Source organism: Mesorhizobium sp. 113-3-3 (genome assembly GCF_016756495.1).
GTDB lineage: Bacteria > Pseudomonadota > Alphaproteobacteria > Rhizobiales > Rhizobiaceae > Mesorhizobium.
In genome coordinates this window covers 2,470,661-2,489,404 of record NZ_AP023243.1, presented here as the reverse complement: position 1 = coordinate 2,489,404, position 18,744 = coordinate 2,470,661, and the positions used below count along the sequence as shown (strand labels likewise).

The 18,744-nt window shown below is 62.6% G+C and carries 21 protein-coding genes; 8 read left to right on the top strand and 13 right to left on the bottom strand.

Annotated elements, in window-relative coordinates:
• Positions 1–195 precede the first annotated feature (195 nt).
• Positions 196–552 carry an ArsR/SmtB family transcription factor gene (locus JG746_RS12090; protein ID WP_202358331.1) on the top strand — a complete coding sequence of 119 codons (357 nt, stop codon included), beginning with the start codon at positions 196–198 and terminating at the stop codon, positions 550–552.
• Positions 553–686: 134 nt separating this feature from the next.
• Here the strand turns inward: JG746_RS12090 and JG746_RS12085 are convergent, their stop codons facing one another.
• Positions 687–1,199: a nucleoside deaminase gene (locus JG746_RS12085; RefSeq protein WP_244730757.1), complete on the bottom strand. Its 513-nt coding sequence runs from the start codon at positions 1,197–1,199 to the stop codon at positions 687–689.
• Positions 1,200–1,382: 183 nt separating this feature from the next.
• Here JG746_RS12085 and JG746_RS12080 point away from each other — a divergent pair, with 183 nt between their 5' ends.
• From JG746_RS12080 to carB, 3 genes are all read left to right on the top strand, one after another.
• Complete coding sequence (locus tag JG746_RS12080; RefSeq protein WP_202358330.1) at positions 1,383–2,141, top strand: metallophosphoesterase family protein; 759 nt, start codon at positions 1,383–1,385, stop codon at positions 2,139–2,141.
• A gap of 261 nt (positions 2,142–2,402) precedes the next feature.
• A complete protein-coding gene (locus JG746_RS12075) occupies positions 2,403–3,308 on the top strand; it encodes an SH3 domain-containing protein (protein WP_446721208.1) in 906 nt (301 codons plus the stop codon).
• Positions 3,309–3,565: 257 nt separating this feature from the next.
• On the top strand, positions 3,566–7,069 hold the full coding sequence (gene carB / locus JG746_RS12070; protein WP_202358328.1) for a carbamoyl-phosphate synthase large subunit: 3,504 nt from the start codon (positions 3,566–3,568) through the stop codon (positions 7,067–7,069).
• 29 nt (positions 7,070–7,098) lie between these two features.
• Here the strand turns inward: carB and JG746_RS12065 are convergent, their stop codons facing one another.
• The 6 genes from JG746_RS12065 to JG746_RS12040 all read right to left on the bottom strand — a co-directional run bounded on the left by JG746_RS12065 (position 7,099) and on the right by JG746_RS12040 (position 11,594).
• Complete coding sequence (locus tag JG746_RS12065) at positions 7,099–8,073, bottom strand: hypothetical protein (protein WP_202358327.1); 975 nt, start codon at positions 8,071–8,073, stop codon at positions 7,099–7,101.
• Complete coding sequence (locus JG746_RS12060) at positions 8,054–8,752, bottom strand: exonuclease (protein WP_202358326.1); 699 nt, start codon at positions 8,750–8,752, stop codon at positions 8,054–8,056. The genes JG746_RS12065 and JG746_RS12060 overlap by 20 nt, the downstream gene beginning before the upstream one ends.
• A 133-nt stretch (positions 8,753–8,885) precedes the next feature.
• Complete coding sequence (locus JG746_RS12055) at positions 8,886–9,278, bottom strand: Rid family hydrolase (RefSeq protein ID WP_202358325.1); 393 nt, start codon at positions 9,276–9,278, stop codon at positions 8,886–8,888.
• Positions 9,279–9,507: 229 nt separating this feature from the next.
• The gene (locus JG746_RS12050; protein WP_202358324.1) at positions 9,508–9,972 is read right to left on the bottom strand and encodes a cupin domain-containing protein; all 465 of its coding nucleotides are present in this window, start codon (positions 9,970–9,972) and stop codon (positions 9,508–9,510) included.
• Positions 9,973–10,302: 330 nt separating this feature from the next.
• A complete protein-coding gene (locus tag JG746_RS12045; RefSeq protein WP_202358323.1) occupies positions 10,303–11,040 on the bottom strand; it encodes a DUF899 family protein in 738 nt (245 codons plus the stop codon).
• A 128-nt stretch (positions 11,041–11,168) separates the two neighbouring features.
• Entirely contained in the window at positions 11,169–11,594 is a 426-nt protein-coding gene (locus JG746_RS12040; protein ID WP_342216548.1) for a lysozyme inhibitor LprI family protein, read from the bottom strand.
• Between the two features lie 159 nt (positions 11,595–11,753).
• Between JG746_RS12040 and JG746_RS12035 the strand changes: the two genes are divergently transcribed.
• Positions 11,754–12,092: a hypothetical protein gene (locus tag JG746_RS12035; protein ID WP_202358322.1), complete on the top strand. Its 339-nt coding sequence runs from the start codon at positions 11,754–11,756 to the stop codon at positions 12,090–12,092.
• A 16-nt stretch (positions 12,093–12,108) separates the two neighbouring features.
• On the opposite strand, the gene JG746_RS12030 is transcribed toward JG746_RS12035, so the two are convergent.
• Together JG746_RS12030 and JG746_RS12025 are read right to left on the bottom strand one after the other, a co-directional pair.
• Positions 12,109–12,597, bottom strand: coding sequence for a GNAT family N-acetyltransferase (locus JG746_RS12030; RefSeq protein WP_202358321.1), 489 nt, complete (start codon positions 12,595–12,597; stop codon positions 12,109–12,111).
• 5 nt (positions 12,598–12,602) lie between these two features.
• On the bottom strand, positions 12,603–13,574 hold the full coding sequence (locus tag JG746_RS12025; protein ID WP_202358320.1) for a lytic transglycosylase domain-containing protein: 972 nt from the start codon (positions 13,572–13,574) through the stop codon (positions 12,603–12,605).
• Positions 13,575–13,755: 181 nt separating this feature from the next.
• On the opposite strand from JG746_RS12025, the gene JG746_RS12020 reads away from it, so the two are divergent.
• The gene (locus JG746_RS12020; protein WP_202358319.1) at positions 13,756–14,325 is read left to right on the top strand and encodes a methylated-DNA--[protein]-cysteine S-methyltransferase; all 570 of its coding nucleotides are present in this window, start codon (positions 13,756–13,758) and stop codon (positions 14,323–14,325) included.
• A gap of 20 nt (positions 14,326–14,345) precedes the next feature.
• Here JG746_RS12020 and JG746_RS12015 read toward each other — a convergent pair whose 3' ends face one another.
• Positions 14,346–14,675 carry a hypothetical protein gene (locus tag JG746_RS12015; protein WP_202358318.1) on the bottom strand — a complete coding sequence of 110 codons (330 nt, stop codon included), beginning with the start codon at positions 14,673–14,675 and terminating at the stop codon, positions 14,346–14,348.
• A 273-nt stretch (positions 14,676–14,948) separates the two neighbouring features.
• Here JG746_RS12015 and JG746_RS12010 point away from each other — a divergent pair, with 273 nt between their 5' ends.
• Together JG746_RS12010 and JG746_RS37750 are read left to right on the top strand one after the other, a co-directional pair.
• Entirely contained in the window at positions 14,949–15,161 is a 213-nt protein-coding gene (locus JG746_RS12010; RefSeq protein WP_010910991.1) for a cold-shock protein, read from the top strand.
• Between the two features lie 162 nt (positions 15,162–15,323).
• Positions 15,324–15,611: a hypothetical protein gene (locus JG746_RS37750; RefSeq protein WP_342216546.1), complete on the top strand. Its 288-nt coding sequence runs from the start codon at positions 15,324–15,326 to the stop codon at positions 15,609–15,611.
• Positions 15,612–15,764: 153 nt separating this feature from the next.
• Here JG746_RS37750 and JG746_RS12000 read toward each other — a convergent pair whose 3' ends face one another.
• From JG746_RS12000 to JG746_RS11990, 3 genes are all read right to left on the bottom strand, one after another.
• On the bottom strand, positions 15,765–16,373 hold the full coding sequence (locus JG746_RS12000) for a glutathione S-transferase family protein (protein WP_202358317.1): 609 nt from the start codon (positions 16,371–16,373) through the stop codon (positions 15,765–15,767).
• Positions 16,374–16,795: 422 nt separating this feature from the next.
• Positions 16,796–17,644: an EAL domain-containing protein gene (locus tag JG746_RS11995; RefSeq protein ID WP_202358316.1), complete on the bottom strand. Its 849-nt coding sequence runs from the start codon at positions 17,642–17,644 to the stop codon at positions 16,796–16,798.
• Complete coding sequence (locus tag JG746_RS11990) at positions 17,641–18,531, bottom strand: EAL domain-containing protein (RefSeq protein WP_202358315.1); 891 nt, start codon at positions 18,529–18,531, stop codon at positions 17,641–17,643. The genes JG746_RS11995 and JG746_RS11990 overlap by 4 nt, the downstream gene beginning before the upstream one ends.
• Positions 18,532–18,744 lie beyond the last annotated feature (213 nt).

Below are 18,744 nucleotides of genomic sequence, written 5' to 3'. Positions count from 1 at the left end.
CCTTAGTTCAAAAGTTATTGAACAATTGGACATAACAGGGCATGATGTCAATGAAGCCAGGGCAAAATAGCTGAACCATCCTGACAGCCCTGTGTCAGCACGGTTCGGCACCAATCGAAAAGGGAGAGATGAGGTGTACGGGCAGGCGAGGACGGATGCGTTGAAATCGGCCCGGACTGCGCTTAGGTTCCAGCCATGACGCTACCTCATCCCAATACGGACCAGATCAGCCTGCCCATCGTGCTCGGCGTGCTCGGCGACCCGACGCGGCTTGCCATCGTGCGCTACCTTGCCAGCAAGGAAGGCGTGGCGCTGAACTGCAGCCAGTTCCTCGATCTCGGCTCCAAGACCAATCTCAGCTACCACCTGGCCAAGCTGCGCGAGGCCGGGGTCACCCGCGCCGAAGTGGTCGGCACCAACCGCATGATCACGCTGCGCCGCGCCGACCTCGACGCCCGCTTCCCCGGCCTGCTCGACAGCGTCATCGCCGCGGCTGGCGACGACCCCGCACTGCCGGCGGTCGGCGGCCATGATATCGAGATGCCGGCCTAGCTCCGCAGGTTCCGAGCTGAAGCTCTGTCGCCGCTAGAGCAATTCCAGGAAAAGTGTGTGCGGTTTTCCGTCCGGAATTGCGTCGAAACAAAAAGTTAGAGCAGTTCGCCGTTTCCGTGAGACGGTGAACTGATCTAGCGCTGCCAAAACCCGATGTGCGGGGCGAGGAGCTCCTCCTCCATCTCGGGAAAGGGGCCGTGGACCTCGACCGGCTTCTGCCCGGAGGCAAGGACCGTGCGCGACGAGAGGTTCATCGTCGGATTCTCGGCGTGGTCGCCGGTCAGCGCGAGAAGCTTGGTCTCCTCGAAGCCGTAGACCAGCCGGCCGATATTTGCCCAGTAGAGCGTTCCCGTGCACATTGCACAGGGCTCGCCGGTCGAGACCAGCGTGCAGGACCACAGGAATTCCGCCGGATAGGCGTCCGCCGCGCGCCGGCTGAGTTCGGTTTCGGCGTGGCGCACGGTGTTGATGTTGCCTTGCCGCATCAGGATGCGATCGTCGGGGCCGACGAGCACACAGCCGAAAGGATGGTGCCCATGCGCGGCAGTCTCGCGCGCCATGTCATTGGCGGCGCGGAGGTGGGCGAACATCTGGTCGCGGGTCATCGCCTGGTGCCTTTCGAGGCTGTCTAAGCGGATATTTCCCATATGAACTTCGGGATGGCGTGGACGCTAGCAGATGGTGGGCTTCCGCGATAGCCAAGGCTAGCTGCATGGCGCTCCCGGCGTTCCCAATGTCCCGAACGATCTCAAGGGGTTGATCATGAAGGCGGGGGCTTGATAACGAAGCGGACCGGAGCCCCGATGGGCTGCACCAAGGGAGCCCACCGCATGCGCATCGCCGTCCTCGCCGACATCCATGGCAACGTCCTTGCACTCGATGCCGTGCTGGAGGATCTGGCGGGGCGCGGCGGCGCTGATCTCACCGTCAATCTCGGCGACAGCGTTTCCGGCCCGCTCTGGCCGCGCGAGACGTTCGAGCGCCTGGAAGCGCTGAACCTGCCGACGGTGCGCGGCAATCACGACCGCCGCGTCGCCGTCGATCCGGCAGACGAGACCATGTGGGCGTCAGACGTCTATGCGCAGGAGCGGTTGACGCAGGCACAGCGCGAAGTGCTTTTCGCGCAGCCGTTGACGCTGGAGATCGCGCCCGGCATCGTCGTCTTCCACGCCCGCCCCGACCATGACGAGAAATACCTGCTCGACGCGGTTGTCGATGGCCAGCTGGTGCGCGCGCCGCTGGCGGCGATCCGGCGGCGGCTGAAGGCGCTCGATCCGGCCTGCCGCATTGCGCTGTGCGGCCACAGCCACCGCCCGGAACTGGTCCGCATTCCCGACGGTCCGGTGATCTTCAATCCGGGCAGCATCGGCTGCCCCGCCTATGACGATTCCACCCCGCCGGCGCATGTGTCCGAACAGGGTTCGCCGCATGCGCGCTACGGCATCGTCACCTTGGGCGGCGAAGGCCGGCCCGACCGTTTCGAGACGATCGCCGTCGACTACGACCACGACGCGGCGGCGCGACAGGCCGAACAAGCGGGACGGCCGGAATGGGCTCACGCGCTCAGAACCGGGTTCATGCCGGACTGAGCGAAGCTCATGTCCAGGCTGAACGCTCTTGCGTTCCTGCCGGGCCAAACCTGTTTCTTGCCACCTCGCGGTGCGCCTCACATTCGGCCTGAAACAGGCGTGAACATCTCGCTTGTAGACACGGCAGCGCACCGTCGCTTATAAAACCGGCTTCGCGTGCGGCAGCGTTTTCGGGTTCTGGCGGTGCCTTTGGGAATGCAATTGATTGCCGACAGCCAAGTGAGGCGCCGAATTTCGCTCCGGACAAAGCTCTTGGCGCTGATGGCCGCACCGTCGCTGCTGACGGCGTTCGTTGCGATTGTCCCGGCCCATGCCGAAGAGACGCCCTTCATCTCCATCGTCACCGGCCTCGCGCCCGACGACCTGCTCAATGTCCGCGCCAAACCGTCGGCGATCGGCAAGACCGAGGCGCGTCTGGCCGCCGGCGCCAACGTCAGGAACCTCGGCTGCAACGACATTGACGGACACCCCTGGTGCAAGATCGAGTCTGACAACCCCAAAGCCACCGGTTGGGCTCCCGCGCGCTACCTCGTTCCCGTCAATCCGGCGACGGTGTCCCTCGACCAGGCGGATGCGGGCGCGGCCGCCGATGCAGCGACGCCCACGGCTGGCGGCACTGCCTCCGCAATGCCTCCCGCCGAGAGCACTGCGACGGCCGCCGAGGCATCGAGCCTTCAGCCCGATCTGACGGCGCGGCTCGGCGGCGCGGCCCATCCCGCCACATCAGCAGCCCCGATGAAATCCGCCGCCGAAATCGCCATGCTGGATGCCTACGGCCTGGCGCTCGCGGCGAACGAAACCCCGTCGACCGGCGAAATCCCCGCCCTCGACACGCAGACAGTGGCCGAACTGCCGCCGCAGCCGACCTCCCTTGCCTCGGGCGGTGCCGTCAAGATTCCCTGCGCCCGCTATGTCGGCCAGCCGATGACGAGCTGCGCGGCAGCCATCGTGCACAAGGGCGCCGACAAGGCCGACATCACCGTGACCTGGCCCGACGGCGGCACGCGCCTCATCTCCTTCGACGCAGGCGTGCCGGCCGGCTCGGACGCCAAGGGCGATTTCCGTTTCACCCGCGAGGGCAGCCTCAGCATGATCCGCATCGGCGTCTCCGAACGCTTCGAGATTACGGACAAGACGGCGTTTGGGGACAAGGAGGCAGGGCAGTAAGGCAGTACGGCAATAGGGCAATATGTTTTAAGGGCGCTCGAGCCTCCCCCCTACTGCCCTACTGCCCTACTGCCCTACTGCCCTACTGCCCTACTGCCCTACTGCCCTACTGCCCTATCCCTCATTTTCGGGGTTACATCTGCCAAAACTCTTCCCTATAAGGCCCACCTAGCCTGATACCAGAATCGCGAGCACAACCGGCCGGGTCTTCCCGTCCCGGTTTTTTGTGCAAGCCGCCCGCCGAACGGACCTATGACATGCCAAGACGCACTGACATCAAGTCGATCCTGATCATCGGGGCCGGCCCCATCGTCATTGGCCAGGCCTGCGAGTTCGACTATTCCGGAACCCAGGCCTGCAAGGCGCTGAAGGAGGAAGGTTTCCGCGTCATCCTGGTCAATTCCAACCCGGCCACCATCATGACCGACCCGGAACTGGCCGACGCCACCTATATCGAGCCGATCACCCCGGAAGTGGTCGCCAAGATCATCGCCAAGGAACGGCCCGACGCGCTGCTGCCGACCATGGGCGGCCAGACCGCGCTAAACACCGCCTTGTCGCTGCGCCGCATGGGCGTGCTCGAGCGCTACAATGTCGAGATGATCGGCGCCGACGCCACGGCCATCGACAAGGCCGAGGACCGCGCGCTGTTCCGCGAGGCGATGAGCAAGATCGGCCTGGAAACGCCGAAGTCGATGCTGGCCAACGCCACCGACGTCAAGAACGCCGACCGCAAGACGCATGAGGCCGAGCGCGCCGCGCTCAAGGCCGAGAAGCCGGCCGATCTCGATACGGCGCTCGATGCGCTGGAAACCCGCTGGAACCTCGGCGAAGGCGACCGCAAGCAGCGCTACATCAGCCACGCCATGGCGATCGCCGCCCAGGCGCTCGACCATGTCGGCCTGCCCGCCATCATCCGCCCGTCCTTCACCATGGGCGGCACCGGCGGCGGCATCGCCTACAACAGGGCGGAATTCTACGACATCGTCCAGTCCGGCCTCGACGCCTCGCCGACCACCGAAGTGCTGATCGAGGAAAGCGTGCTCGGCTGGAAGGAGTATGAGATGGAGGTCGTCCGCGACAAGGCGGACAATTGCATCATCGTCTGCTCGATCGAGAACATCGACCCGATGGGCGTGCATACGGGTGACTCCATCACCGTCGCCCCGGCGCTGACGCTCACCGACAAAGAATACCAGATGATGCGCAACGCCTCGATCGCGGTGCTGCGCGAGATCGGCGTCGAGACCGGCGGCTCCAACGTGCAGTTCGCCGTCAACCCGGCCGATGGCCGCCTCGTCGTCATCGAGATGAACCCGCGCGTCTCGCGCTCCTCGGCGCTGGCCTCGAAGGCGACCGGCTTTCCCATCGCCAAGATCGCGGCAAAACTCGCCGTCGGCTACACGCTGGACGAGCTGGAGAACGACATCACCGGCGGCGCCACGCCCGCCTCCTTCGAGCCGTCGATCGACTATGTGGTGACGAAGATCCCGCGTTTTGCCTTCGAGAAATTCCCTGGCGCCGAGCCGGTGCTGACGACAGCCATGAAGTCGGTCGGCGAGGTCATGGCCATCGGCCGCACCTTCCAGGAATCGCTGCAGAAGGCGCTGCGTGGCCTCGAAACCGGCCTGACCGGCCTCGACGAGATCGAGATTCCCGGCCTCGGCCATGGGGCGACGGTTGCCAACCACGCCGACGACCGCAACGCGATCCGCGCCGCGCTCGGCACGCCGACGCCCGACCGGCTGCGCATGGTGGCGCAGGCGATCCGCATGGGCACTTCGCTGGAAGACGTGCACGCCATGTGCAAGATCGACCCGTGGTTCCTCGAGCAGATCGCAGGCATCCTGGCCATGGAAGCCCGCATCCGCGAGCACGGCATCCCTCAGGACGCCGTCAATCTGCGCATGCTGAAGGCCATGGGCTTCTCCGACGCCCGCCTGGCGTCGCTGACCAGGACCGACGCCGAAGTGGTCGCGAAAATCCGCGAAAAGCTCGACGTCCATCCCGTCTACAAGCGCATCGACACCTGCGCGGCCGAATTCGCCTCGCCCACCGCCTACATGTACTCGACCTATGAAGTGCCGTTCGCCGGCGCGCTTGCCAACGAGGCGCAGGTCTCGTCGCGCAAGAAGGTGGTCATCCTCGGCGGCGGCCCGAACCGCATCGGCCAGGGCATCGAGTTCGACTATTGCTGCTGCCACGCCGCGTTTGCGCTGCGCGACGCCGGCTATGAAGCGATCATGATCAACTGCAACCCGGAGACGGTCTCGACCGACTATGACACGTCGGACCGGCTCTATTTCGATCCGCTGACGGCGGAGGACGTGCTGGAGATCCTGCGCGCCGAAAAGGCCTCGGGCGAACTGGTCGGCGTCATCGTCCAGTTCGGCGGCCAGACGCCGCTGAAGCTGGCGGATGCGCTGGAGAAGGCCGGCATCCCGATCCTCGGCACCTCGCCCGACATGATCGATCTCGCCGAAGACCGCGACCGCTTCCAGAAGCTCCTGCACAAGCTCAACCTCAGCCAGCCGAAGAACGGCATCGCCTATTCGGTCGAGCAGGCCCGGCTCGTCGCCGGCGAGCTCGGTTTCCCGCTGGTGGTGCGCCCGTCCTATGTGCTGGGCGGCCGCGCCATGCAGATCATCCATGACGAGAGCATGCTGCAGAGCTACCTGCTCGACACCGTGCCCGGCCTGGTGCCGGAGGACATCAAGCAGAAATACCCCAACGACAAGACCGGCCAGATCAACACGCTGCTGGGCAAGAACCCGCTTTTGTTCGACACCTATCTCTCCGGCGCCATTGAGGTCGATGTCGACTGCCTCTGCGACGGCAAGGCGACCTTCGTCTCCGGCATTCTGGAGCACATCGAGGAGGCCGGCATCCATTCGGGCGACTCAGCCTGTTCGCTGCCGGTGCACTCGCTGCCCTCGGAACTGGTCGACGAACTGGAGCGCCAGACGGCGGCCCTCGCCCGCGCGCTCAATGTCGGCGGCTTGATGAACGTGCAGTATGCGATCAAGGACGGCACGGTCTATGTGCTGGAGGTCAACCCGCGCGCATCCCGCACCGTGCCCTTCGTCGCCAAGACCATCGGCCGGCCTATTGCCAAGATTGCCGCCCGCATCATGGCCGGCGAGACGCTGGAAGACGCCTTCGCCCACTATGGCGCGATGCCCGACCCCAGGAATCCCGGCCACATCGCCGTCAAGGAAGCCGTCTTCCCCTTCGCCCGCTTCCCCGGTGTCGATATCCTGCTCGGCCCGGAAATGCGCTCGACCGGCGAGGTCATGGGCCTCGACCGCGACTTCGCGCTGGCCTTCGCCAAGAGCCAGCTCGGCGCCGGCGTCGACCTGCCGCGTTCCGGCACGCTGTTCGTCTCGGTCCGCGACGAGGACAAGAAAGGCATATTGCCGGCGGTCAAGCGCCTCGCCGGCCTCGGCTTCAAGGTGCTGGCGACATCAGGCACGCAACGCTTCCTCGCCGAAAACGGCGTGGTGGCCGAAAAGATCAACAAGGTCCTGGAAGGCCGCCCCCACATCGAAGACGCCATCCGCAACCGCCAGGTCCAGATCGTCTTCAACACCACGGATGGCCAGAAGGCAGTGTCGGACTCGAAGTCACTGCGGCGAGCGACGCTGATGCAGAAGGTGCCGTATTACACGACGCTGTCGGGCGCTGCGGCTGTGGCCGAGGCAATCGCGGCGCTGAAGGCGGGGAGCCTGGAGGTCAGGCCGCTGCAGGAGTATTTTGCTTAAAAGAACAGAGCGTTCTTACTGGAGCGGCATCAGACGATAATCAAACGATGAAACTCATTCCCTCCGCCGATACTGTTTATCGCGTTAAACATTTCTTGGCCAAATTTGTAGTCATCACGCGTATAGCCTTCATTGTCTTGAATTTGCTGCTCAAGCTTGACAGTCTCCTGGCTCGCTGTATGCAAAAATCGATCATACATTTCTACCAAGCTATCAATAATACCCCGCGCATGGGATAGATCAGAATTACCTCTCAATGACAACAACCGTTCCATTGGGGTCATAGAACACATCTCAACCGCGTCAGCCTGAGTGACGGTTCCATTTGTACTATACATTGACAAAAGGTATAATATAGCTGAATAGCAGGTTAGTATTCTGCTATGTTTTAGTTTGTAGTTTTTGACCTTCTTTTTGATCCTAAGCTCGCCAACAAGCTTTCTCGTCCTAGCCTCATAATTGACGCAAAACGTCCTCCAGAGTCTGATTATATCGTTGGTGAAATATGCCGGAACAAACTTACTTTGGTATCGATCAAAATCGACCCAATAAGCCTCTATAATATCCGTCCTCACGTTGTTGAATATTTTTTCATTAATTAACGGCCTCGCCTCCAGCAACATTAGGAGGCGAGTGGTAAACGTATTGCTAGAGTCGTCAATTGGAGATCCGATTTCACCTACCAGGCTTCGATCCGTGAATTGGCCGATGTACTTTCCATCACCATCAATTTCCTCAAGGCCAAGGCGTTCCACCGCCAAAATTATTTCAGACTTTAGCCTTATCTCTTGGAGAAGGGAAAGTTTGCTTTCTTTTTTTCTGCTACTCAAAGCTACGATGCATGGGTCTAGGTCACTGTGCTCGCTTGCTTCAAGCCTACCGAAGGAGCCGCTAGCAAATACACAGGCTTTCGCGCCAGCGATCTCCTGCGCACCTGAAAGAGCTTGCTTCAATTCCCCCATACGCCGAATAGAATATTCCCTTCTATCGTCGATCGCCCCCATTTATCCCCTCCCACTCGAATACGTTGGCAAATATCTCTGCCTGCTCAATGGCGTCATCGATCGCATGATGGGTATGCTTTTTGTTCGACGCCAGATTAATAGGTAAATGAGACCTGCCCGCTTCGGCAATAGGAATAGCAGATTTCACTGCAAAAGCAGTTTTAATATCAAAGCAGCGAGAATAATCGAACGGGGATCCGTATCGGCCAAATTTCATAAAATACCAATAAAGCCAATTCCAGTCAAAACTTAAAGGGTATGCGACCAGAACCGGATAAGAATCTCCTGATACAAGCTTTATCCAATCAAATGCCTCTGTCATAGACTGGGCGGGATCAGAGCCACTTATAATCAATTTGTCTCTATCTAAACCATTGACATTCAATGCCTCAGCTTGGAAGTCGGTCGAAATAGGAGACAATTCCTTGTAAAATATTTTGTTATACTCGGACGGCCTCTCGAAATGCTTTCCATCATACTTACCTGCATACACGATCGCGAATGACAGCATCGAAAATGGGCCAGGGATGGGTCCATCTGTTTCTACGTCTGCCGAGAAGTACACATCCGTGCGACGCACCGGGGTTGTGCCCGGTGCCAAACGAGGATTGGCATTCTGATGCACGGCGCCATGCGATTTTAGAATCAATTGCTCACCAAATACCGTAGGCTGCTGCAATTCGCAGCGACCCGATGCTATGGAGCAGCACCGGTAGCCGAAACTATCGCTACTGCGCTTCAGACGCCAGCAGGCATTGCTCCTAATTCTAGCAAATGTGGCTGCTGAGGACTTCGATCCTAACCAAGTTAGCTCACGCCACCGCCACACACTCAATCTCGATATCGAACTCCATCGGCCATGACGCCACCGGCACAAAACTCCGCGCTGGCGGGTTCGTCGAAAAGTACCGCGCATAGACCCGGTTGATGGCCGTGTAGAAGCCGGAATTGACGGCGTAGATGCGCACCATCACCACATTGTCGAGCGACGTGCCGGCCGCTTCCAGGCAATGTTGCAGCGCCTTCAGCGATGCCTCGGTCTGCACTTCGATGTCGCCGCGCACCATCTCGCCGGTCACCATATCCACCGGCGGCGTCGCCGAGATGAACACGAAGCCATTGGCCTTCACCGCCGTCGAACAGGGCAGCCCGAGCGAGCGCACCTTATCCGACATAACGGGCACTTCGATGACTTGTTTTTTCATGGTGATGCTCCCTAGGTTGGCAGGGAGCTTAGCGCGGCATTGGCGGAACGCCAGCGCAGTTCTTCCCTTCTCCCCTTGTGGGAGAAGGTGGATCGGCGCGCAGCGCCGAGACGGTTGAGGGGTGCTCCAGCGGAGTGAGACGTTGGTGTTCCCTGGAACACCCCGACCTCGCTTCGCGAGGCCACCTTCTCCCGCAAGGGGAGAAGGAAAAGTCAGCGGCGTCCAGCCGTCACCCTTGCCCCGGATACGGCGTGCCGTCCTTGTGCAAAAACCGTCCATCCGAACTCGGGCTCATCATGTCGATGTCGGAGCAGGTGATGACATCGTCCGGATTGCGCGAGCCGACTTCGAGGTAGCGCGCCGTGACCGACGACCGGTTGATCAAGTGGTGGCCGTTGCCGCTGTTCCTGGCGAAGGCAGCACTATCGCCCGCCTTGAGCAGCGTCTCGCCGCCATCCTCGACCAGCGTCAGCTCGCCTTCCAGCACGTAGACGAACTCGTCCTCATGGCTGTGCCAGTGGCGCTGGCTCGACCAGCCGCCGGGCGGCAGCGTCATCAGGTTGACGCCGAAATCGCTGAGCCCGCCGGCGTCTCCGAGGCGCCGGCGCGTGCGGTCGGCGCAAGGGGCGTCGAAGGGCGCGGGGTAGCCGGAGCCTTTGCGGACGGGCACGGCGGCGAGGTCGATCCTGGGCATGGGGTGTTTCCTCGATTTGGTGGGCGCAGTTTAGATGACAAGCGCCTGGCGCAAAGGGGCGCCCTTCAACGGATGACGGCTCTTATTTTTGAGATGATCTATTGTCGACGCCAGCGCCGCCCCTCACCTGCCTGCCGGCATCCTCTCCCCGTATAGTGACGGGGAGAGGGACGCTGTCATTGATGGCTTCGCCAATCGTCAACGTCAGGATGGCGCCAGCGTCGCGGCCAACTCCCTTCTCCCCGTCACTATACGGGGAGAAGGTGCCGGCAGGCGGATGAGGGGCAGCGCCGGCGTCGATCAGTCAAACTCAAAACCTCGCCCCACCCTCTAATGGCAACACCCATACTGCAGCTGCTCATGCCAATCCGGCCTTCCCTCCGGCGTGAAATCCATCAGGTTCCACAGGATCTCGCAGGTGCCGATGGCGCGCGGGTCCTGGCCGGGGTCGCTCGGCGCGAAGCCAAGCTCCGACGACCAGAAATGCCTGATGCCGTCGCCATCGCAATGAAACACCGACAGCAGCGGGATCTGCGCGCCGTCGGCCGTCTCGGCATTGTAGTCGCGCTTGAAGCTGTTGGCGGCCGACGACACCAGCCGCATGTTCTTCCAGCCCCGGTCGCGGCCGAGGGTCACCAGGTTTTCCAGCGCGGTTTTCGCTACCACGGCAAAATTGAAGCCGGCCGCTTCGAGATGGCCGACGGCGCCGTCCCACTGGTCGAGCAGCGCCGTGCAGGACGGGCATGGCTGGTCCGGCCGGGCGAGCTTCGCCGTGCCGCCGCTCGCCGCCACATCGCGCGTCTCCTGCGGATGGCGCGGAAACATCATCTGGTAGAGGATGAGCGAATCCTTGCCCGGCGCGAACAGTTCCGACAGTTTTGTCTTCCCCGGCCTGCCGTCGGCGCCAAGCGCGTCAAAGACATAGTCCTGGCGGATCAGCCCGCCCGGCGGCAGCGCGCGCCGCGCCTCGGCCACGGCTTCCATGGCGCGGCGCAGTTCGATTTCCTTCTTCAGGAGCTTTTCGCGGGCGGTGCGGTATCTGGCGGATTCGTTGGGAAAGGTGATCATGGTCGGCTCCCTTAAGTCGTCGCGCCGGCGTCCCGGCGCGGTTGCTCTGCGACCCAAGGACGTTTGGCGGCAACCGGTCCCGACATTTTTGCGGACGAAGGATCCGCTTCTCGCGAGAGGGACAAAACCTAAGGCGCCGCCGGCACCGGGCAGTCCAGCACGCCTTCCTCGCAATGGAGATAGTCCTGCAGATCCTTCAGCCTGAGGGTGGTGAGCCCCGCCTGGCAATTGGCGACGGCCATCGGACGCACGCTGCCGGCGGTTTCGGGCGGGCCGCCCTGGAAGTTGCATTCGGCGTCGCGGAAGGCGACCCAGGCGCGCTGCGCGTCGACCAGCAGTTTTTTCGACCCCGCATTGTCCTTCAGCCTGTCCGTGATCTGCTTGTAGGCGTCGTTGAGTTTCTTGTCGGCCGCGTCGAAATCCTTGCCGGCGCAGGCGTCGAGTGTGGCCTGATCCGACGCGTTGGCGCAGTCGTCGGCTGCATGTGCCACGCCAACAAGGAGCGGCGCGGCAAGAATCAGGGTGGCAAGGCTGGAGAGCAGAAGCCGCATCATGTTTCCTCCTGTTTCAGTCGAGACGAAGCTTAACCGCGGAGCCGCCTCGGGCAAGATGCGACGTCCCGCCTTGGTGGATAGTTTCTTTCGCGCCGCGGAACCCGACCGCCTTTCCCGCATTGCTCCCGCCGGCTAGGGCTAGCTGATTGGGGAGACCAAATGCACGAAGCCGACGAGATCGACCTGCGCTGCCTGCAAGTGGTGGCCGACAATGCCGCCAAGGGCCTGCGGCTGCGCGCGCAATTCGGCCGTGGCGGCACCGAGATCGGCGTCGCCCGCGCCACGGAATTGATGAACCGCGAAAAGCTCGCACCGTCCACCATCCGCCGCATGGTCAGCTACTTCGCCCGCCACGAGGTCGACAAGCGCGGCAAGAATTACGGCAATGAGGACAACCCGTCTGCCGGCACCATCGCCTGGCTGCTGTGGGGCGGCGACGAAGGCCGCGCCTGGGCGCTGGTGATCAAAAAGAAGATCGGCAACGCACCGGATATCTGACGCGCGTGGTCACAGGTCAACTATACCAATCCACCTCGAACATGCCGAGCCGCTCGTAGAGCCTGACGGCGGCGGCGTTTTCGACCGTGTTGGTCTTGAGGTCGACATGGGCCGCACCGCGATCGCGAAAGGCGGCGAAGGCTTGCCACATCAGCGCTTCGCCGATGCCCTTGCCGCGCGCCTCGGGATGAACGGCGAGATCCTTGACGAAAGCGGAAGTCCAGCACAGCGCCGCCGCCGCCAGCCGGCCCTTGGCGTCGATGACAAGGAAACACAGCGCCGGGTCGAATTCGGGATCGTCGAGGAGGCGCATACACCAGTCTGCGAACGGCCCGTCGGCCCCGTCATCGAACACTTCGCTCAACAGCGCATGCAAGGCATGCAGGTCTGGGGGCTCTGCGCAGCGCATGGCAAAACCATCAGGCCAGTGCGGTGCAACCAGTGTCTCGTCGAGAAGCTTGCGCAGCCGGATGTCGTTTGGGGCCGGCGGGCGTGGTTCAGGCATCGCGCTCAGGCGTCGGGTTGCGGACGCCGCTTGCGGTCGACACCGAGGCCGGTCGCCTCGAGCAGGCCCTTGCGCTTGGCATCGAAATAGTAGCCGGTCTGGTAAAGCCAGTCGGCCTTCTTGGCGTTGCCGCCCGCCACCAGCCAGGCGCCACGCAGATATTTGACCGCGTATTTCAAATTGGTTTCGGCGTCGAACAGGCCCTTGGCGGGCCCGTCATAGCCCATGCCGCGCGCCGTCGCGTGCTTGATCTGCATCAGCCCCCAATGGCCATTGTTGTAGGCCTTGGGATTGAAGGTGCTCTCGCGGTTGACGACATGGCGCACCAGATCGACCGGCACCTGGTAGAGGGCAGCGTATTTGACGATCAGCCGGTCGACGTCGCCGCGCACGCCGGTGTGCTCTTCCTGCACCGGACCAACCGGCGCGGAGGGGAACTGCACCAGGGAAGCCGGATTCTGCGGCACGACATAGGCGACCTGCTGCACCCCCGGCAGTTTCTGGCCGCTGCCGGCGACCGCCGGCACAATGAGGCCGGCTGTCGTATAGGTCTCGGCGGACTTGATCACGGGCTGAGCTGCCTTCACCGGCTGGCCTGCCTTGGAGGGCGGCGGCGCCTGCCAGGCACTGGGGCTGGCGATCATGATGGCGGGCACGGCCGGAGCCTTCGGCGTCGCGCCGGCAAAGGCCGCGGTCGCGGCGGCCGGCTGGCTGGCCGGCGCGGCGGCTGCCTCACCTTCCGAAATGACGGCGCCAGGTGCGAGTTCGGCGGTCTGGACGGGAGCGATGCCCGAGGATTGCGGCAGCACCGAAACCGTCTCCGGCAGCGGGATGGTGAAGCCGGCATCGCTGCCGGCAACGGTCGCGGTTTCGGTCAGGGACGGCGCGGGCTTCATCTGCGAGGTCGAGGTGCAGCCGCTCATGCCGGCTGCCGCCACGATCACGCCGATCGCGATAAGGGTTTGTTTTGCTGGCAAGCCGCGTTCGGGTCCGGTTCGTCGGGGTGTTAAGAAATCCCTTACACCAGCGATTCCAGGGTAGCAATCGGGGCCATCTGGTGGTTTTCGGGTGGCGAGACGCGGGCGGTGATGCCATATTGTTCCTGATATGTACCGGCGGGAATCCCGGATTCCGCCGCTTTGCGGAAAAGAGCGCATCATGGAAACGACACCGTCGATCACAGCCGGCCACGCAGTGTTAGAAACAGTGATCGGTTTCATGGGCATTGCCTGGAGCGAAAAGGGCCTGATCCGGCTCTGCCTGCCCGAACGCAGCCGTGAATCGGTGGAGCGGCGGCTGATGCGTCATGCCGGCGTTTCCGCCTCCACGGCGCAGCCTCCATGGGTGGTCGAACTCATCGCCTCGATCAAGGCTTACGCCGCTGGAGAGGACGTCGATTTCACCAATGTTCCGGTCGATCTCGACGGCGTCGACGATTTCCGCCTGGCCATCTACGACGCGGCGCGCAAACTTAGCTACGGCGAGACAACCACCTATGGCGAACTCGCCAAGCGTGCCGGCCATGCCGGCCTGCCGCGCGAAACCGGAGCAGCCCTTGGCGCCAACCCGGTGCCGCTGGTCATCCCCTGCCACCGCATCCTGGCGGCCGGCGGCAAGATCGGCGGCTTCTCGGCGCCCGGCGGCTCCGTCACCAAGGAGAAGATGCTGGCCATGGAAGGCGTGCGAGTCGGCCCGCCGCCGCCGGCGCAGGTGTCCTTCGGCTTCTGAACCGCCGGCGCGGAAGCAGCCTAATTGTTGTGGAAAAACCGCCGGCGGAAATGCCGGTCATTGTCCGGCCGTTTGCAGTTATAGACCGGGCACGACCTGGTGTCGGCGCTCGGCACATAGGCGCGCGTCCTCACCTCGCCCATGGTGCAGAATTGCTGGCTCTGCACATAGCGGTCATAGAGCGGCAGTCCCGGCACCCGCTTCGACTGGTAGCGCAGGATGACCGCGCCCTGGCGCGCGATGGTCGACTGCACCTTGGCGCAGCTCATATGCGTCGGGTCATAGCGCGAGATCGCCTGCGCCTCGGCGGCCACCAGCGTGAGACAGGCGGCAAGCACTATGGTTTTCATGGTCTCCTCCCCTGATCCGCCGCCCACGGACGGCGCGATCTGCCGCAACGGTTTCACCAGATTGGGGCGGCCGTTGGGCAGTTCCCAATCACGGCTTTCTCACGCAGTCTTGTTTTTGGAACGAAAGCAGACTATATCAGCCCCATTGATATTTCGGCCGATCGATCCGGGCCTCGCGATCTTCGCGTTTGCTGACGTCTATCTCCAAAATCTCGATGCACACCGGCTGGACTTCGGTCCGGTCAAACCAAAGCAAATGCAAGGACTATTTTTATGGCAACTGGAACGGTCAAGTGGTTCAACGCCACCAAGGGCTTCGGCTTCATCCAGCCTGACGCGGGCGGCGCGGACGTTTTCGTCCACATCTCCGCTGTCGAGCGCGCTGGACTGTCGACCCTGGTCGAAGGCCAGAAGATCAACTTCGAGATCGAGCAGGACCGCCGCACTGGCAAGTCGTCCGCTGGATCTCTGAGCAAGGCAGCCTGATTTTGCGAATGGCGCGCGCCGGGCGAGAGCTCGGGGCGCGCGGCAAGTCACGGATGTACTGACGGTCGCGCGAGAAGCGGGCCCGGAGCGGAAAGACCCGAAACGCTGGATCAGCAGATAGCTGCCAGCCCGGACCGGACGCTCCCAATCAGGCTACCAAGCATGGGAAGGCGGGATTTATCCCGCCTTTTTGTTTGTCTGGGGTTGAGCCATTTCGCCTCGCAACGCCGATCAGGTTATTTTCAATACACGACCAAGCTCGAACAGATCGAGAGATCCATCGCAGCTCTGAGCACCAAAGAACTAAAGGCCTTTGCCAAATGGTTCGAGGCGTTGCAGGCTGACGTATGGGACAAGCAGATTGAGGCCGATGCAAAGGCAGGTCGACTGGACGGGTTTGCCGAAAAGGCGTTGGCCGAGGTTCGAGCCGGAAACTGTCGATGTCTCTAGCCGCGGCGCCGAGACCTTTTCAAGAATTCGCTCTGGCGAGTCAGAAAGCGTGGTTTTCGAGAACCGGAGCGGAGCGTACATTTAAGTACGTGAGCACCGGAAGCGCAGAAAATCGCGCTAGGTGGCCGCCAGAGTATAATTATTGAGAAGGTCTCAACCCACCCACCCGATCGGCACATGCCCCGGATCCGCCTCGACGCGGCCAAGCCAGGCCACGACAGCCGGATAGGCGTCGAGCTGGAAGCCGCCCTGCTCGGCCGTGTGCGTGTAGGCATAGAGCGCGATGTCGGCGACGCTGAAGGCGCCACCGGCGAAGAAGGCGTTGTTCTCCAGATATCTGTTCATCACGCCGAGCGCCTTGTTGCCGCGCTCCAGCGTCACCGCCAGCCGCTCGGGTGTCGCATCCCCGGCGCGCTCGGGAAAGGTCAGCAGCGCCTTGCGCACGGCGATATAGGGCTCGTGGCTGTATTGCTCGAAGAACAGCCATTGATAGGCAAGCCCGCGCTCATACTTATCCGCCGGCAGGAAGCGCGTGCCTTCGGCGAGATAGAGCAGGATGGCGTTGGACTCGGCCAGCCGGCGACCGTCATCGAGTTCCAGCAGCGGCACCATGGCGTTCGGGTTCTTGGCGACGAAATCGGCTTTGCGCGTGTCGCCAGTATGCGAACTCACCTCGATCGTGGTGAAGGCGAGGCCAAGCTTGGCCATCAGCAGGCGCGGCTTGTAGCAATTGCCGCTGTCGATCATGCTGTAGAGTATCATGGGCGGTCCCCGAAGCGCTGCCTTGCACAGGCGATTATCGCAGCCGCGGTGCCTTCAACCAATGATTTGTTTTGGCGAGATTATCAGCGGCGCTGATGAGAGCGTCCTTCTCCCCGTAAACGGCTACGCTATGCACACATCTTCTATGATTGGCATGACTGATCAGCCCGAGGCTTGATTGCCGCGTGGTTCCCCCAATCCGTCGCTGCTTCGCAGCGCCACCTTTCCCCCCTCCGGAGGGAAAGGAAGGAGCCTCGTTGGAAAAGCGTTGGCGGCAATAGGCTCGCGCCCTTCCTCTACCCCGTCGATCGGGGGAGAGGTGTCGAGCGAAGCTCGACGGAGTGGGGGTCGACCAGCGCAGCATAAGACAATACATGCGCCAAGGACGCTGCGGCACCGCTTTCGCTAACCGCCGAAGCTGCTTACCCGAACAGCGGCACGACATTGTTCTCCCTGCCCAGCAACGCATCGACGGACAGCGGCTCTTCGTTGAAGATGGTGCCGGCCAGCGCCGGCCGGGCGAGAAGGTAACCTTGCAGCAGGTCGACGCCGCCGTCGAGCGCGACGCGCAGGTGGACGGGCTGCTCGATGCCTTCGACCAGCACCCTGGCGCCGCGGTCGTGCAGGCTGGAAACCAGCGGGCGGAAGAAGCGTTCGGCGGCGGCGTGGCGGCAGAACTCGGCGAACCAGCCGCCATCGATCTTGACGATATCGGGCTGCAGCAGGCTCACCCGCTCCTCGGTCGAATGTCCGGTGCCGAAATCGTCGATGGCGATGCGGATGCCGTCGCGCCGCATTTCGCGCACCAACCGGGCGAGAAGCACGTCGTCCGCCGCCTGTTCGGTGATTTCGCAGACCAGCATGCCGGGGGCGAGCCCGAGATCGCCGAGGTGCCGGCTCATCAGCCGGATTTCGGCCAGCGCCCGCCCCGAATGGTCGTTGACCATCGGATTGTAGTTGAAGAACAGATCGAGCCCGTCGACGCCGATATTGTGAAAATTCCTTAAGTGCAGCATCCGGCACATGGTCTCGACAAACAGCCGGTCCGCCGCGGCGACGCTCTCGAAGAACGCCCGTGCCGACCCAGCCCTGCCGGCACGGTGCGGCTCGATCAGGCCCTCGACCGCCACAGCGTGCAGAGAACGCCCAAGCGGCGCGAAGATCGGCTGGTAGGCGCTGCGCAGGCGGAACTCGCCATGGATGCCGTATTCGATGCCGATCTCGTCGGCGAAGATCGCGTCGCCGACACTGCGCCGCCGCTCGAACCTCATGGCGCGACCCTGCGCCCGAAGGCTTTTGCCGGTCGTGCCGTACGCGGAGCGACGGCGGGGGCGGTGGCATCGCTTGCGGCGGCAACCGGGTCCGCGGTTTTCCCGAAAACACGGAAACTCGTCGGCGCCAGTTCCGGCCGCGCCAGCACGAAACCCTGGACCATCGAGGCGCCGGACTTTTCGGCGAGCTCCAGTTGCCACCCTTCCTCGATGCCTTCGAACACCGTACGGATGCCCTGGTCCTCGAAGCTTTTCACCATCGTCGTCAACAGCGCGAAACCGGCGCCGGACTCCATCAGCTGCGTGATCCAGGCGGCGTCGAACTTGACGATGTCGGGCCGCAGCTCCTTGATGCGGTTGATGTCGGAATCGTCGGCGCCATAGTCGTCGACGGCGATGCGGAAACCGTTGGCCCTGAGCGCAGCGACGAAGCCGTGCAGGGTTTCCTGCGACGCCGATCGCTGCTCGGTCACCTCGCAAACGACGCGGCCCGGATCGATGCCGGCCTCGTGCAGCACCAGCCGCATTTCGCGCAAGGCATTGTCGGCGATCGACCGCTCGGTGAACACCGACGGGTCGAAATTGACGAAGATCGACGCCTCCAGCGGCAGGCATGCGCCAGCATTGAGCAGATGCAATGTCCTGGTCAGCGCTTCGACATGCAGACGGTCGGCGGCCGGACAGGTCGAGAAGAAGGCCATCGGCGGTTGCGGCTCGCCATCGCGAAACGGCCGGATCAGCCCTTCGAAGGCGGCAACCGACAGTTTGCCCTCCTTGAAGGCGAAGATCGGCTGGAAGGCGCTTTGCAGCGTGTAGATACCCCAGACACCTGACGAGGTGCCGTCATCATGGCGGATGATATGGGCAAGCCCGATGCTGCGTGACAAAGGTTCCTCGCTCCGCGAAATGGCGGAATGGATTGCGATCCTGCCACTCAAGCCCTTACCGCCCGTTAATGAATTTTCTGTTGCAGCCGCAAGCTGCAATCACGGCTCCTTGAGGCCTGGATCAGCGGACAATGCTTGCACTGTGCGAAATCATGCGACATGAGAAGCGCCGCGGCCGCTCCTGGCCGCGCCGATCTTCTCAAGGAGAGATAT

Bases quoted from the DNA above. Each gene is read 5' to 3' on its own strand.
- JG746_RS12090 (WP_202358331.1), top strand. From the start codon at position 196: ATGACGCTACCTCATCCCAATACGGACCAGATCAGCCTGCCCATCGTG.
- JG746_RS12085 (WP_244730757.1), bottom strand. From the start codon at position 1,199: ATGGGAAATATCCGCTTAGACAGCCTCGAAAGGCACCAGGCGATGACC.
- JG746_RS12080 (WP_202358330.1), top strand. From the start codon at position 1,383: ATGCGCATCGCCGTCCTCGCCGACATCCATGGCAACGTCCTTGCACTC.
- JG746_RS12075 (WP_446721208.1), top strand. From the start codon at position 2,403: ATGGCCGCACCGTCGCTGCTGACGGCGTTCGTTGCGATTGTCCCGGCC.
- carB (WP_202358328.1), top strand. From the start codon at position 3,566: ATGCCAAGACGCACTGACATCAAGTCGATCCTGATCATCGGGGCCGGC.
- JG746_RS12065 (WP_202358327.1), bottom strand. From the start codon at position 8,073: ATGGGGGCGATCGACGATAGAAGGGAATATTCTATTCGGCGTATGGGG.
- JG746_RS12055 (WP_202358325.1), bottom strand. From the start codon at position 9,278: ATGAAAAAACAAGTCATCGAAGTGCCCGTTATGTCGGATAAGGTGCGC.
- JG746_RS12050 (WP_202358324.1), bottom strand. From the start codon at position 9,972: ATGCCCAGGATCGACCTCGCCGCCGTGCCCGTCCGCAAAGGCTCCGGC.
- JG746_RS12045 (WP_202358323.1), bottom strand. From the start codon at position 11,040: ATGATCACCTTTCCCAACGAATCCGCCAGATACCGCACCGCCCGCGAA.
- JG746_RS12040 (WP_342216548.1), bottom strand. From the start codon at position 11,594: ATGATGCGGCTTCTGCTCTCCAGCCTTGCCACCCTGATTCTTGCCGCG.
- JG746_RS12035 (WP_202358322.1), top strand. From the start codon at position 11,754: ATGCACGAAGCCGACGAGATCGACCTGCGCTGCCTGCAAGTGGTGGCC.
- JG746_RS12030 (WP_202358321.1), bottom strand. From the start codon at position 12,597: ATGCCTGAACCACGCCCGCCGGCCCCAAACGACATCCGGCTGCGCAAG.
- JG746_RS12020 (WP_202358319.1), top strand. From the start codon at position 13,756: ATGGAAACGACACCGTCGATCACAGCCGGCCACGCAGTGTTAGAAACA.
- JG746_RS12015 (WP_202358318.1), bottom strand. From the start codon at position 14,675: ATGAAAACCATAGTGCTTGCCGCCTGTCTCACGCTGGTGGCCGCCGAG.
- JG746_RS12010 (WP_010910991.1), top strand. From the start codon at position 14,949: ATGGCAACTGGAACGGTCAAGTGGTTCAACGCCACCAAGGGCTTCGGC.
- JG746_RS37750 (WP_342216546.1), top strand. From the start codon at position 15,324: ATGGGAAGGCGGGATTTATCCCGCCTTTTTGTTTGTCTGGGGTTGAGC.
- JG746_RS12000 (WP_202358317.1), bottom strand. From the start codon at position 16,373: ATGATACTCTACAGCATGATCGACAGCGGCAATTGCTACAAGCCGCGC.
- JG746_RS11995 (WP_202358316.1), bottom strand. From the start codon at position 17,644: ATGAGGTTCGAGCGGCGGCGCAGTGTCGGCGACGCGATCTTCGCCGAC.